Origin of the sequence: Thetidibacter halocola (genome assembly GCF_018224955.1) — a bacterium.
GTDB classification, from domain to species: domain Bacteria; phylum Pseudomonadota; class Alphaproteobacteria; order Rhodobacterales; family Rhodobacteraceae; genus Thetidibacter; species Thetidibacter halocola.
Map to the genome: position 1 here is coordinate 328,097 of NZ_JAGTUU010000005.1, position 14,363 is coordinate 342,459.

At 67.1% G+C, this 14,363-nt stretch carries 13 protein-coding genes; 5 read left to right on the forward strand and 8 right to left on the reverse strand.

The features are described 5' to 3' along the window. Nucleotides 1-26: 26 nt before the first annotated feature. The 8 genes from KB874_RS14300 to KB874_RS14335 form a co-directional block, all read right to left on the reverse strand. On the reverse strand, nt 27-866 hold the full coding sequence (locus KB874_RS14300) for an XdhC family protein (protein WP_249200491.1): 840 nt from the start codon (nt 864-866) through the stop codon (nt 27-29). Further along, on the reverse strand, nt 863-2,044 hold the full coding sequence (locus KB874_RS14305; protein ID WP_212537218.1) for a vWA domain-containing protein: 1,182 nt from the start codon (nt 2,042-2,044) through the stop codon (nt 863-865). The genes KB874_RS14300 and KB874_RS14305 overlap by 4 nt, the downstream gene beginning before the upstream one ends. Continuing rightward, on the reverse strand, nt 2,041-2,886 hold the full coding sequence (locus tag KB874_RS14310; RefSeq protein WP_212537219.1) for an AAA family ATPase: 846 nt from the start codon (nt 2,884-2,886) through the stop codon (nt 2,041-2,043). The genes KB874_RS14305 and KB874_RS14310 overlap by 4 nt, the downstream gene beginning before the upstream one ends. 64 nt (nt 2,887-2,950) lie before the next feature. After that, nucleotides 2,951-3,364, reverse strand: a complete 414-nt coding sequence (gene copM, locus KB874_RS14315; protein ID WP_346346556.1) for a CopM family metallochaperone — start codon at nt 3,362-3,364, stop codon at nt 2,951-2,953. A 22-nt stretch (nt 3,365-3,386) separates the two neighbouring features. After that, nucleotides 3,387-5,801, reverse strand: a complete 2,415-nt coding sequence (locus KB874_RS14320) for an aerobic carbon-monoxide dehydrogenase large subunit (protein WP_212537220.1) — start codon at nt 5,799-5,801, stop codon at nt 3,387-3,389. After that, on the reverse strand, nt 5,798-6,289 hold the full coding sequence (locus tag KB874_RS14325; protein WP_212537221.1) for a (2Fe-2S)-binding protein: 492 nt from the start codon (nt 6,287-6,289) through the stop codon (nt 5,798-5,800). Before KB874_RS14325 ends, KB874_RS14320 begins: the two co-directional genes overlap by 4 nt. Nucleotides 6,290-6,300: 11 nt before the next feature. After that, nucleotides 6,301-7,155: an FAD binding domain-containing protein gene (locus KB874_RS14330; protein ID WP_212537222.1), complete on the reverse strand. Its 855-nt coding sequence runs from the start codon at nt 7,153-7,155 to the stop codon at nt 6,301-6,303. A 205-nt stretch (nt 7,156-7,360) separates the two neighbouring features. Next, nucleotides 7,361-8,407, reverse strand: a complete 1,047-nt coding sequence (locus KB874_RS14335) for a rod shape-determining protein (protein WP_212537223.1) — start codon at nt 8,405-8,407, stop codon at nt 7,361-7,363. A 234-nt stretch (nt 8,408-8,641) separates the two neighbouring features. Here KB874_RS14335 and KB874_RS14340 point away from each other — a divergent pair, with 234 nt between their 5' ends. The 5 genes from KB874_RS14340 to KB874_RS14360 all read left to right on the forward strand — a co-directional run bounded on the left by KB874_RS14340 (nt 8,642) and on the right by KB874_RS14360 (nt 14,359). After that, the gene (locus tag KB874_RS14340; protein ID WP_212537224.1) at nt 8,642-9,475 is read left to right on the forward strand and encodes a hypothetical protein; all 834 of its coding nucleotides are present in this window, start codon (nt 8,642-8,644) and stop codon (nt 9,473-9,475) included. 75 nt (nt 9,476-9,550) lie between these two features. Continuing rightward, complete coding sequence (locus tag KB874_RS14345) at nt 9,551-9,973, forward strand: hypothetical protein (protein WP_249200492.1); 423 nt, start codon at nt 9,551-9,553, stop codon at nt 9,971-9,973. Between the two features lie 27 nt (nt 9,974-10,000). Further along, on the forward strand, nt 10,001-10,936 hold the full coding sequence (locus KB874_RS14350; RefSeq protein WP_212537225.1) for a homocysteine S-methyltransferase family protein: 936 nt from the start codon (nt 10,001-10,003) through the stop codon (nt 10,934-10,936). A 119-nt stretch (nt 10,937-11,055) separates the two neighbouring features. Next, nucleotides 11,056-13,557, forward strand: coding sequence for a GcvT family protein (locus KB874_RS14355; RefSeq protein ID WP_212537226.1), 2,502 nt, complete (start codon nt 11,056-11,058; stop codon nt 13,555-13,557). Beyond that, nucleotides 13,550-14,359 (forward strand): hypothetical protein, encoded by an 810-nt coding sequence (locus KB874_RS14360; protein ID WP_212537227.1) that lies wholly within the window; start codon nt 13,550-13,552, stop codon nt 14,357-14,359. The genes KB874_RS14355 and KB874_RS14360 overlap by 8 nt, the downstream gene beginning before the upstream one ends. Nucleotides 14,360-14,363: the final 4 nt, after the last annotated feature.

Here is a 14,363-nt window from a genome sequence, read left to right on the forward strand (position 1 = left end):
GTCGTTTCCCGGATGCGGATGGGGTTTCAGGGGGCCGCGCGCTGGCCGCCGCGGCGTCGGGCCACAAGGTCGGCGAGGATCGACAGCGCGATCTCGTCGGGGGTGATGGCGTTGATCGGCAGGCCTGCGGGGGCATGGACGCGCGCCAGCGCCGCTTCGTCGACGCCTTCGGCGCGCAGTTTGGCGTGCATCGCCTCCGCCTTGGCACGGCTGGCCACAAAGGCGATGTGGCGCGCGGGGCTGGCCAGCGCTGCGCGCAGGGCAGGAAGGTCGCCCGCGCCTTGCGTGGCGATCACCACATAGGACGCGCCGCTCAGGCAGGCCGGGTCGTCCAGCCCCTCGATGATCGTCTCGCAGGCGGGCAGGGCGCCGGTGGCCGGACCCGGCAGGGCCAGCATGCGGTGGAACTGGAACCGTTCCGCCAGCGCGGCCAGTGCGAGTGCCACCGGCCCCCCGCCGCAGATCGCCAGCCGGGGCCGCGGCAGAACGGGTTCGATGAAGATGTCCAGCGACCCGCGCGACGGACAGCCGTTGCGGGCATAGCGGATGCCGTCGCGAGTCTCGCCGGGCGCGACGCCCTGTTCGGCCAGCAGGTCCTCGGGCCGGATCGAGACCAGTTGCGGCTGCCCGTTTTCGACCGCCTCGCGCGCGGCGCGGGCGACGGCAGACCGCACACATCCGCCGCCGAGGAAGCCCGCGATCAGCGTGCCGTCCTCGGCCAGAAGAGCCTTGGCGCCGGGCTTTGCGGCGGTGGCGGCCAGCGTGCGGATCACGGTGGCGATGGCAAAGGGCGTGCCCTTTGCCTGGCGGGCGGCGAGGGCCGCGGCAAAGGCGGGGTCGGTGGCAGGATCGGTCATCAGCGTCATAGCGCCTCCAGTCGCTGTTCCAGCGCGGCAAGATCGTCGAGCGTGTTGGCCGCCTCGAACAGGTCTAGATGCGGCAGGGCGGCGGCCATGCCCCGCGCCACGGGTTCGTATCCGCGCCAGCCCTTGAGCGGGTTCAGCCAGACGATCCGGCAGCCGCGGCGGCGCAGCTCTGCCAGGGCGTCGGCGATGGCTTCGGGCGGGTCGGTGTCGTAGCCGTCGGACAGGATCAGGACGACGGTGCGGCCATCGACCAGGCGGCGCGCATAGCTGCGGTTGAAATGCTGTAGCGCGCCGCCGATCTTCGAGCCACCGCCGATCCCGTCGGCCAGAAGCGTGGTGCGATTCAGCGCGCGCATCGGGTCCTCGTCGCGCAGCGCCTCGGTGATCCGGGTCAGGCGGGTGTGGAACAGGTAGGCGTCGGCGGCATCGTCCGCGCGTAGCAGCCCGGCAAGGAAGGCGAGGAAGGGCCGCGCATAGACCAGCATCGAGCCCGACACGTCCACCAGCGCCGCGATCTTTACCGGCCGGTCGGGACGGCGGCGCATGGCGAGGCGCAGCGGCGCGCCGCCGGTCTGAAGCGCGCGGCGAATGGTGCGGCGGAAATCCAGCACGCTGCCCCGCCGCGCGGCCTTGCGCCGGCGCGAGCGGCGGTCGCGCAGCGCAGCGCCCAGGCGGCGGGCGATGGCCTCGGCCTGGCGGATGTCGTCGGGCGAGACGAGGTCGCGCAGGTCCTTCTTCATCAGGTTGGCGTTGCGGGCGGCCTGCAAAAGGCCCTCGCCGTCGCTTTCGGCCTCGCCGCCATCATGGCCGTCGGGCGCATGGATGCCTCCGGCGCCAGCAGCGGGCTCGGCGCCTTCGTCGCGGCGCGAACTGCTGGTGTGGTCGGCGGCGCGATCCGTCGGCACCGCCTTTTGCCGCACGCGGCCCGCATCCATCCAGAAGGCGTCGAACAGCGCGTCGAACCGCGCCGCCTGTTCGGCATTGCCCGCGCAGACCGCCCGCAGGGCAGAGCGCACGGCCCCCGGTTCAGGCGTCGGCAAGCACAGCAGTGCCGAGGTCGCCGTCGCGGTTTCCGACACGCCCAGCTGAAAGCCGTGGCTGCGCAGATGGTCCATGAAGGCCGAAAGGCGCGCCATGGGCCCCGGATCGCGGGCGGCAAAGCGGGTGACGCGGCTCATGCTGCCTTTCCCGCCAGGCGCGCAGCCACCTCGGGCGGGATCGCCGCGCGGTCGGCCTCGGTCTTGAGCAAGGTCGCCAGGGCGGCGGACAGCGCGGCAGGATCCTCGGTCAGGTCCGACAGGCCCAGCCCCGCCAACGCCGCGGCGAAATCCAGCATCTCGGCGATGCCGGGCGTCTTGCGCAGTTCTTCCTTGCGCAGGGACTGGACAAAACCCACGATCTGCCCGGCGAGCTTCGCCTCGAGCCCGGGATGGCGGGCATTCAGGATCGCCAGTTCCGTCTTGCGGTCGGGATAGTCCACATGGGTATAAAGGCAGCGGCGCCGCAGCGCGTCGGACAGGTCGCGCGTGCCGTTCGCGGTCAGGATCACGATGGGCCGGGTGGTGGCCTCGATGGTGCCCAGTTCCGGCACGGTGACCTGGAAATCCGACAGGATCTCCAGCAGGTAGGCCTCGAATTCCTCGTCGGCGCGGTCGATCTCGTCGATCAGCAGGACGGGCGGCATCGCCTGCGTGATGGCCTGCAACAGCGGCCGTTCCAGCAGGTACTGTCGGGAAAAGATGTCTTCCTCGCCGCGGCCGGCCTGAATCGCCAGCAGCTGCCGCTGGTAGTTCCATTCGTAGATGGCGTGGCTGGCATCAAGCCCCTCGTAGCATTGCAGCCGGATCAGCCGCGTCTCGCGCGCCGCAGCCAGGGCGCGGGCGATTTCCGTCTTGCCGACGCCCGCCGCCCCTTCAAGCAGCAGCGGGCGGCCCAGCGTCACGGCCAGGTGCAGCGCCATGGCAAGGTCGTCGCCGGCGACATAGCCCTGCCGGGCAAGCTGTTGCTGCAAGTCCTTCATTCCGCGCCCCTCCTCCCCTCGGGCGGTCGAGGCGCCGCGAGGGTCGCGGCGCCCGATGTCGTCGTTATTCCAGTCCGCGCCTGGCCAGCCAGTCGCGCATGAGTGCGATCTCGGGCTCCTGCGCGGCGATGATCTCTTCGGCCAGCGCCCGCATGTCCGGGTCGGTGCCGAATTGCAGCAGCACCTGCGCCATCTCGACCGCGCCTTCGTGGTGGGCGATCATACCTCTGGCGAAATCGACATCGGCATCGCCGGTGAACTCGATCGCCATGGCGGCGTGCATCCGGTCATTGGCCGCGATGAAAGCCTCGGTCGAGGGCGTCTGCGCCGCCTGGCCATGAGCCGCGCCATGCGCGGTGTGGGTCGAATGATCGCTTTGGGCGAGGCCTTGCGTGGCAAGGGCCATGACCAGGGCGGCGGCACCGACCATCGTGGCCGGTCGGCGCCCCGAGGGGCGCCAAAGGGTTTCGATCTTCACTGCATTTCTCCTGTCAAAGGGATTACTGATGCAGTCCAAGAGATTGGGCTATCTTCCAGATTCGCCAGTGGTCATGGGGCATATGTGATTGCCGCAGGCCAAAAGCGCGGAATGCGTCGTGCACCGCGTTGGAAAACGCCGGCACGCCACCCACGTTCGGGCTTTCGCCCACGCCCTTGGCCCCGATCGGATGATGCGGAGAGGGCGTCTCGGTGAAGTCGGTGGTGTAGTTGGGCGTCTCCCATGCGGTCGGCAGGTAGAAGTCCATCAGCGTGCCGGTCTTGCAGTTGCCCATCTCGTCATAGGCGATCTCCTGGCCCATCGCGATGGCCAGCGCCTCGGTGACGCCGCCATGGACCTGGCCCTCGATCACCATCGGGTTGATCCGGGTGCCGCAATCGTCCAGCGCGTAGAACTGGCGCACCTCCCATTCGCCGGTATCCACGTCGACCTCCATGACGCAGATATAGGCGCCGAACGGGTAGGTCATGTTGGGCGGATCGTAATAGCTGACCGCCTCGAGACCCGGTTCCAGCCCCGGAATGGCCTGGTTGTAGGCCGCATAGGCGATGTCCTTCATGGTCTTGAAGCGCTCGGGCGCGCCCTTGACCACGAAACGGTCCACGTCCCATTCCAGGTCGTCGTCATGCACTTCCAGCAGGTAGGCGGCAATCATCTGCGCCTTGGCGCGGATCTTGCGCCCCGCCATCGCGGTCGCCGCCCCCGCCACCGGGGTCGAGCGCGACCCGTAGGTGCCAAGGCCGTAAGGCGCGGTGTCGGTGTCGCCTTCCTCGATGGTGATCGAGTCCGCCGACAGGCCGATCTCGCTGGCCAGGATCTGCGCGAAGGTCGTCGCGTGGCCCTGACCCTGGCTGATCGTGCCGAGACGCGCGATGGCCGACCCCGTGGGGTGGATGCGGATTTCGCAGCTGTCGAACATGCCCATCCCGAGGATGTCGCAGTTCTTGACCGGGCCCGCGCCGACGATCTCGGTGAAGTGGGTCAGGCCGATGCCCAGCAGCTTGCGGGTCTCGCCACGCTTGAACGCCTCGACCCGCTCGGCCTGCTCTTTCCGCAGCCCTTCGTAATCGACGGCCTTGAGCGCCTTGTCCCAGGCGGTGTGGTAGTCGCCGCTGTCATATTCCCAGCCCAGCGCGGACTGGTAGGGGAACTGCTCCTTCTTGATGAAGTTGATGCGCCGCAGCTCGGCTGCGTCCATCCCCAGCTCGATGGCCAGAACCTCGATCATGCGCTCGATGCAGTAGGCGGCCTCGGTCACGCGGAAGGAACAGCGATAGGCCACGCCGCCCGGCGCCTTGTTGGTATAGACGCCGTCCACCGCCACATGCGCCACGGGGATGTCATACGACCCGGTGACGATGTGGAAGAAGCCCGCCGGGAACTTGGTCGGGTCCGCGCAGGCATCGAATGCGCCGTGGTCGGCGGTCACGTGCACGTCGAGCGCGGTGATCTTGCCTTCCTTGGTGGCAGCGATCCGACCCTTCATCCAGTAGTCGCGGGCAAAGGCGGTGGCCATCAGGTTTTCCATCCGGTCCTCGATCCACTTGACCGGAACGCCGGTCACGATGGAGGCCACGATGGCACAGACATAGCCGGGATAGACGCCGACCTTGTTTCCGAACCCGCCGCCGATATCGGGGCTGACGACGCGGATGTTGTGTTCTTCGATCCCCGACAGCAGCGAGGCCACGGTGCGCACCACGTGCGGCGCCTGGAAGGTGCCCCAGATCGTCAGCTTGCCATTGACCTTGTCCATGCTGGCGACGGTGCCGCAGGGTTCCAGCGGGCAGGGATGGGTGCGGTGGTAATAGATCATCTCCTCGGCCACGACCTCGGCCGCGCCGATCGCCTGTTCGGTGGCCTCCGCGTTGCCTTCTTCCCATGTGAAGATGTGGTTGTGATGCTTGCGCGGGCCGTGGGCGCCTTCCTTGGCGTCCTTTATGTCCTCGCGCAGGACCACGTCCGATTGCAGCGCCTCGAACGGGTCGACGAGAACCGGCAGTTCCTCGTATTCCACCTCGACCAGTTCCACGGCGTCGGCCGCGATGTAGCGGTCCTTGGCAACGACAAAGGCCACTTCCTGGCCCTGGAACAGCACCTTGCCGTCGGCCAGCACCATCTGCTTGTCGCCCGCCAGTGTCGGCATCCAGTGCAGCGACAGCGGTTCGAGATCCTTGGCGGTGAGCACGGCCACAACGCCGGGCAGGGCCAGCGCCTTGGAGGCGTCGATGCTGACCACGCGGGCATGGGCATAGGGCGAGCGCACGAAATCGCCGTGCAGCATACCGGGCATGCTGATGTCGTCGACATAATGGCCCTTGCCCTGGGTAAAGCGGACGTCCTCTACCCGCTTGCGCGAGCAGCCAAGGCCCTTGAGCGCGCTGCGGCGCTCTTCGCGTTCGTCGAGGTCCTTCATTCTGCGGCCTCCTTCATGGCGTTCATCTGCTCGGCGGCAGCGAGGATGGATTTCACGATGTTCTGGTAACCGGTGCAGCGGCACAGGTTGCCCGAGATCCCGAACCGCACCTCTTCCTCGGTGGGGGTCGGGTTCTCCTGGAGCAGGCGGTAGGCACGGGTGATCATGCCCGGCGTGCAGAAGCCGCATTGCAGCCCGTGATGCTCGCGAAACATCTCTTGCAGGACGTGCAACGCATCGGGCTTGCCGATGCCCTCGATCGTGGTGATCTCGGCGCCGTCGGCCTGTGCGGCCAGCACGGTGCAGGATTTCACCGACTTGCCGTTCAGGTCCACGGTGCAGGCGCCGCAATGGCTGGTTTCGCAGCCGACATGCGGGCCAGTCAGGCGCAGTTTTTCGCGCAGGACGTAGATCAGCAGTTCGCGGGGCTCGACGGCGAGTTCGTGTGTCTCGCCGTTGACGGTCAGGGTAACGAGTTTCTTGGCCATGTGTTCCTCCCTCAGGCGCGCGACCAGGCGCGCAGGATGGCGCGCTTCAGGATGACGCCCGCGACGTGGCGCTTGAATTCCGCAGGACCGCGATTGTCCTGCATCGGGTCGATGACGGCCTGCATCGCCGCATCGGCAGCGGCGAGCGCATCGGTGGTGCATTCGGTGCCGACCAGGGCCCCGGCGGCGTCGGCGCAAAAGACCGGCGTGTCGGACAGGTTGGTCATCGCGATGGCGGCCGTGGCGACCTTGCCGCCCTCTTTCGTCAGCAGAACGGCGGCGGCGGCGGTGGCATAGTCGCCGATCTTCCGCTTCTGCTTTTCATAGGCGTATCCGCCGCTGGTCCTGGCAAAGGTGATCGCGGTCAGGATCTCGTCATCCTCGCGCGCGGTCATGTAGGCCGCCTCGTAGAAGTCGCGGGCCGGAACGCTGCGGATGCCCTCGGGGCCGTGCAGTTCAAAGGACGCGTCCAGCGCCTGGAACAGGCCGGGCATGTCGTTGCCGGGATCTCCATTGGCGACATTGCCGCCCACCGTGCCCATGTAGCGCACCTGCGGGTCGGCGATCTGGAGCGCGGCCTCGCGCAGGATCGGCGCGGCCTGCAACAGGTCGTCATGGGTGATCAGCTCGTTCTGGGTGGTCATGGCGCCGATGCGCACGGTGCCGCCCTCGATCGAGATGCCCCGCAGCGCGGCGATGGCCTGAAGGTCGATCAGGTGCGGCACCTCGGCCATGCGCAGCTTCATCATCGGGATCAGGCTGTGACCGCCGGCGATCACACGGGCCTCGTCGCCATGCTCCTGAAGAATCCCCAGCGCGGCAGCGACACTGTCGGGCCGGTAGTATTCGAAATTGGCGGGTATCATCCGCACCTCCCTCTTGTCTCTGGACCAGAGCAAAGCGGGCGGTGAGGGGAAGGGGGACTCGGCGGTAACGAGCGGCGATGTGCATTTCACGAAATGCGACGAGTCTGCACGAAATGCGTGTGCAGGTGCAGCAATCGACGATCTGCGGGCATGGAAAAAGCCGGCGCGATGGCCGGCTTCCTTCGGTGCGTTCGGTGGGACTGCGTCAGCTGTCGTAGTCGATGGCGTGGCGCAGCAGCTTTTCGTATTCCAGCGCCTTGCCGGTGCCCAGTGCCACGCAGTTCAGCGTCTCGTCGGCGATGGACACGGCCAGTCCCGTCTGCTCGCGCAACGCTAGGTCGAGGTCGCCCAGCAGCGCGCCGCCGCCGGTCAGCATCACGCCCCGGTCGACGATGTCGGCGGCAAGGTCGGGCGGCGTGGCTTCGAGCGCGGTCATCACCGCCTCGCAGATCTGCTGCACCGGTTCGGCCAACGCCTCGGCTACCTGCGCCTGGCTGATCTCGGTCTCTTTGGGGACACCGTTCAGCAGGTCGCGGCCCCGAATCTGCATCGATGATCCGCGCCCGTCATCGGGCATCCGTGCGGTGCCGATGCTGGTCTTGATCCGCTCGGCGGTGGATTCGCCCACCAGCAGGTTCTGCTGCCGACGAAGGTAGTTGATGATCGCCTCGTCCATGCGGTCGCCGCCGACGCGGACCGAGCGCGCATAGACGATGTCGCCCAGCGACAGCACCGCCACCTCGGTCGTGCCGCCGCCGATATCGACAACCATGTTGCCCGTCGGATCGGTGATCGGCATGCCCGCGCCGATCGCCGCCGCGATGGGTTCGGAAATCAGGCCCGCCTTGCGCGCGCCCGCGGAAAGCACCGACTGCCGGATCGCCCGCTTTTCGACCGGCGTCGCGCCATGCGGCACGCAGACGATGACCTTGGGCTTGGAGAAGGTGCTGCGCTTGTGCACCTTGCGGATGAATTCCTTGATCATCGCCTCGGCGGTGTCGAAATCGGCGATGACGCCCTCGCGCATCGGGCGGATCGCCTCGATGCTGCCGGGGGTGCGGCCCAGCATCAGTTTTGCGTCCTCGCCGACGGCGAGCACCTTTTTCACACCGTCCTTGACGTGATAGGCCACCACCGACGGTTCGGACAGGACGATGCCCTTGCCCTTGACGTAGACGAGCGTGTTGGCCGTTCCGAGGTCGATGGCCATGTCCGCGGAGAACATGCCCAAGAGTCTGTCCAGTCCAAACATTGTTTGATCGCCTAGCCTGCCTGCGGTCCATGGAAAAACCCACGACTCTGCGGCCCGGGCCTCGGTCTGTATAGGCCGCCCGCCGTTGGGTTGAAAGAGGCCGACTGTATCAATCAGCCTGATTTCGCCGATTAATGCCCTCCAGAGGACGATTCCGGCAATTCTTCACGATCCCGTCAACTTTTCGCCACACATGTCAACAAGCCTGTCACCGGTTGTTCGGGAGACGGGCACATGCTTTTTAGGAAAATGGTTCTGGGCGTCGTCGCCTTCGGCATGGGGATCCTGCTGGGCGCGGCCGATTTCATCGTCCAGAAGGCCCGTGCTGGCGAGGGCTATGGCACCGCCGAATACATGGTTTCGCTGATCGACCGGTTCGACGGCGCGCAGGGCCCGCTGGGCGTGGTGTTCCGCAGGTCGATGCTGGTGACGGCTGCGCTGCCTGCGGCGCCCCTGGGCTGGGAGGCGCATGACTGGGCGTCGGTTTCCTATGACGGCCTTTTCAGCCGCGAGCAGCAGAAGGCGATGGACCGTCACCTTGTCTTTGCCGCCCCGGACCTGACCTACCTGGACAACATGGGGCAGCACGAGGCTCGGTTGCTGGACATCTATCTCGACGACGTGTCGCGGGTGTATCTTGCCGACGACAGCTATCTCGACCTGCGCGTCAGCGTCGACGGCTACGGCATCGGGTCCGCAGCCTGGGCGCGCTACCAGGACGAGGTCGACGCCTATTTCACGCATGTCTCTGCCAAACGCTCGTTTGCCCGCATCCAGGGACTGGACTGGGAAGAGCGGATCGGCCCGGTCGAGAAGGCCTCGGATGGGGACCTGCCGCATGACCTGCGCCGTTTCCATGCCGAAATGGACGGCGTCCGGATCGACCTTGTGACCCGCGCCCCCGAAGGCGTCATCCGCCGTTTCCTGGGCCTCGTCAACCTGCGCGACCTGCGCCGCCTCGGCGGTCAGACCGCTCCGGTTCCGGCTCCCGCAAGGGCCGATCCGCAGCCAGACCTGCTGGCGGACCTGTCCTTCGACCAGCCGGGGCCACTGGGCGGCGTAAACTGATCCAGCCCGGTTTCCTTTGACAGGCGATCCCGCACGGCTCAGGCTGACGGGGTCTTTTCGTCAAAGGATATTGCCATGAAGCATTTCGGCACGCTCATCCTGTCGGCGGCCCTGGCGCTGCCCTTGCTGATCGCACCGCAGGCCGCAAGGGCCGATTCCTGCTGGGATCACAACGGTTCTCTCATGCGGCTGCAAGCCAGCGGCAACGATCGCTGGTTCAGCTATGACCAGCCACGCCAGTCGCTGTGGTCGTCGGGGGTGGGGCGGGGGACGCTGCTGTTCAACGGCCAGAAGATCGGCGACTGGTATGCCGGTCTGGCGCGGGTGTTCTCCAGCGCCTGTCCGGGCCAGCCGCTGGAATACCGGGTCGAGGGGCCGGTGATGCAGAACCCGCTGCGCGTGGTGCTGCGCGGCACGCGCGAGGTCTTTGCCAACTGCCTGCCGACCGGCCGGATGACCAGCGACGAGCTGATCTTCGTCTATCGCCACGATTGCTGAGCGCCGCGCCGTTACGCCGGAGAGGATATGCCGCGATACCGCCGCCACTTGCCGCAGTTCGAGGACGGGCTGTTCCTGGCCTGGACCGGGATGGAAACCGACCTGATCTTTTCGCAGGGCGTGGACCTGCCCGGCTTTGCCGCCTATCCGCTTCTGGAAAGCGCCGAGGGGCGCGCCCGGCTGGCACACTATTACCGCGCACAGATCGCGCTGGGCCGGGCGCAGGGGGTCGGCGTGATCCTCGAAAGCCCCACATGGCTTGCCCATCGCGACCGGGGGGCCGAGATCGGCTATGCGCCCGACCGCCTGCGCGACCTGAACCGGCAGGCCATCGCGCAGATGGCAGCCATTCGCGACGAAAAGGGCGACTTGCCCACGGTGCTCAGCGCCAATATCGGCCCAAGGCGCGACGCCTATGCGGCCGAACCGGACATGACCGCCGACGAGGCCGAGGCCTATCACGCCGAGCAGATCGCCACGCTGGCCGCGACCGAGGTCGACGTGATCAGCGGCTATACGCTGGGCAGCGTGGACGAGGCGATCGGCATCGTCCGCGCGGCGCGGCGGCTTGACCTGCCCGTGGTGATCGCCTTCACGGTTGAAACCGACGGGCGCTTGCCCACCGGTGCGCCCCTTGGCCAGGCCATTGCCGCGGTCGATGCGGCGACGGCGGGATATGCCGCTGGCTACATGGTGAACTGCGCCCATCCCGAGCATGTCGCGCCCGCGCTGTCCGATGCGCCCTGGATGGCCCGCTTGCGCGGCATTGTCGCCAATGCCTCGCGGTGCAGCCATGCCGAACTGGACGAGGCCGAGACGCTGGACGCGGGCGACGCCCACGACCTTGCAGCGCAGCTTGCGGCGCTGCGGGCGCGCTTTCCGCATTTCTCGGTGCTGGGCGGCTGTTGCGGCACCGACATGCGCCACATGGCCCGCATCGCCGAGGCCGCCCGTTCCGCCTGACGCGCATTTCATACCGCGCGCGTCTCGAGTCGTTTTCCGACCGAAACGCGTCGGGCCCGCTCTGCGCGCCGCCCCGTGCCGCGCTATGCAACGGGGGAAAGATCGGGAGTCGTCACGCCATGAAAACCCATGTCAAAGCCCTCGTCGTCGGCGGTGGTGCCGTCGGCACCGCCATCGCCTATCACCTCGCCCGCGCGGGCTGGGACGATGTCATGCTGCTGGAGCGTGACGAGCTGACCAGCGGCAGCACATGGCACGCCGCGGGCCTGCTGCCCTATTTCAACATGAGCTATGCGACGACGCATATCCACGACTACTCGATCAAGTTCTACAAGACGCTGGAAGAAGAGACCGGGCTGAACGCCGGCTTCTTCGTCGTGGGCAACCTGCGCATGGCGCAGACCCAGGCGCGCATGGATGAATACATGCTGTATGCCGCCACCGCCGAGACCTGCGGCGTCCCGTTCGAATGGCTGACCCCCTCTCAGATCAAGGAGCGCTGGCCGCTGGTGCGCACCGACGACCTGCAAGGCGCGATCTTTCACCCGACCGACGGCTACATCAACCCCGCCGACGTGACGATGGCGATGGCCAAGGGCGCGCGCCAGCGTGGCGTCGCGATCGAGCGCCGCTGGCAGGTGGACAGCTACACATGGACCGGCTCCGAGTGGCAGGTCGGCGTGACCAAGATGGTCGAAAAAGGCGGCAACCTGGTGCCGTCCGAGGAGCGCATGGTCATTACCGCTGAGCATGTCGTGACCGCCACCGGCAACCACGCGCAGCGCATCGCGAAGCTGCTGGGCATCAAGATCCCCGCAATCCCGGTCGAGCACCAGTATATCGTGACAGAACCCGACCCCGCGCTGGTCGAATGGCGCAAGACCAACCCGCAGCACCCCGTCCTGCGCGACGCCGACGCCAAGTGGTATGTCCGCGAGGAGCGCGGCGGCTGGATCCTGGGCCCCTATGAGCGGAACGCGCCTGCGCGGTTCGAATACGGCGTGCCGGACAGTTTCCGTGCCGATCTGTTCCCGCTCGACCTCGAACGGATCGAGGAAGAATACATGAGCATGATCCACCGGATTCCGTCCTCGGAAACCGTGGGCCTCAAGGACGATTTCAACGGCCCGATCTGCTACACGCCCGACGGCAACCCGCTGATCGGCCCGGCGCCGGGGCTGCGCAACATGTGGCTGGCCGAGGGCTTTTCCTTCGGCATCACCGCCGCCGGTGGCACCGGGTATTACCTCGCCCAGTTGATGGTCGAGGGCGAGGCAGAGATCGACATGGCCAGCCTCGACCCCAAGCGTTACGGGTCGTGGATGACCACCGAATACGCCGCCCGAAAGAACGAGGAAGCGTATGAGCATGTCTTCATCCTCCACCATCCCGACGAGGAACGCCCCGCATGCCGTCCGCTGCGCACCGCGCCCGCCTATGACCGGCAAAAGGCGCAAGGCGCGCAGTTCGGGCACGTGAACGGCTGGGAGCGGCCGAACTACTACGGCCCGCTCGACGCGGGTGAGGATTTCGACCACGACGCCCGCAGCTTCCGCCGCGGCGGCTGGTGGCAATACGCGGTTGAAGAGGCCAAGGCCATCCGCGAGGGCGTGGGACTGATCGACGCCACTGCCTTTACCAAACATCTGGTGAAGGGGCCGGGCGCGACGGCCTTCCTCGACTGGTTCACCTGCAACAAGCTGCCCAAGGTGGGCCGCATCAACCTGACCTATGCGCTGACCGAAAAGGGCACGACGCGCACCGAATACACCATCGTCCGGCTGGCCGAGCATGAGTATTACCTCGTCTCGGCGGGTGCCTGGACGGCCTATGACGCCGATTTCCTGCGCAAGGCTGCCGAGGACAAGGCGGGTGAGTTCGGCCATGTCGAGATCCAGGACGTCACCACCCAATGGGGCGTCTTCGCCGTTGCCGGGCCGAAATCCCGCGCCCTGCTGAACGAGCTGGTCAAGGATGCCGAGCCCGAAACAGTGCTGTCGAACAAGCGCTTTCCCTGGCTGTCCTGCCGCGACATCGAGCTGGGCATGGTGCCCGTCCGCGCGATCCGCGTCGCCTATACCGGCGAGCTGGGTTGGGAATTGCATCACCCGATCGAGATGCAGAACCACCTCTGGGACCGGCTGATGGAGGCGGGCGCGAAGCACGGGCTGAAGCTGGTCGGCGCGCGGGCGCAGAACTGGCTCCGGCAGGAGAAATCCTATCGCGCCTTCGGCAATGAACTGGGCCGCGACGCGACCCCGCTCGAGGCCGACCTGCCGCGCTTCGTCGACCTGGACAAGGACTTCCACGGCAAGCAGGCGATGGTCGACACCGGCGTGCGGTCGAAATGCTGCACGCTGCTGATCAACGGGCCGGCGGATGCCGATCCCTGGGGCCGCGAGGCGCTGTATCTGGAGGATGGCACGCGTGTCGGGCGGCTGACCTCGGGCGGCTATTCCGTGGTCTTCGGGAAGTCGATCGGCATGGGCTATGTTCGCTCCGACCTCGTGGTCGAGGGTCAGCGCCTGAAGGTTCGGATGCAGAAGCGGCTCTGGGACGCTGTCGTAACCTGCGATAGCCCCTATGATCCCAGGAATGAGATGATCCGCAAGGATGGGTGAGAGCCGCAGACGCTTTGCCCTCGTCCTGGTCGCGGTGGCCGCCTTTGCCGCCGCTTTCCTGTATCCGTCGAACCCGGCGACGCAGGGGGCGCAGGCCTATGCCCGCAGCGTGGCAACCGCCAGCGGCGGCGTCTATGTCACGCTGCGGTCGCTGAACGCCGTCCTGTCCACCGCGCAGGAAATCGAGGTCGGCGGCTCTTTCGTGGTGCAGGGCACCGCGCAGCCGCTGAAGGTGCTCGAGCCGATCGACGACACGGTGGAACGGATCGCGGGGGTTGTCTTTTCCGTCATGGTGGCGACTGGGCTGATCTCGGTGGCAATGGGCCCGGCCAGCGCGGTCGGCTTTGCCATGGTTGGCGTCGCCGCGCTGCTGCGCCTTGGTGCAGGCATGACCGGTGGCGCGGGCGGTTCGCTGGTGCGGCCGCTCGGCGTCTACGGCCTGTTCCTTGCCGCCGCTCTGCCGCTGTCCTTCCTGGTTGCGGCGCTGCTGGCAGACCGCATGACCGCCGGCGTCTGGGCCGAACACAGCGCGGTCCTGGCCGAGATCACCGCCTCGGTCGCGCCCGAGATCGACACGGCCGGATCCGGCGGTTGGCGGGCGGTCATGGAAGATGCAGAACGCTACGGCACCCTCGCCTCCAATCTCTACGGTCGGGCGGATGACCTGGTGGCCAGCCTCGTCGCCATCCTCGCGGTCTTCCTGTTCAAGGTCCTGGTGCTGCCCCTGCTGATCCTTGGCGGCTTTCTGGTCCTGTCGCGCAGCCTTGCCCTGCCTCCGGGACGTTTCACGCCCATGCGATGACGCA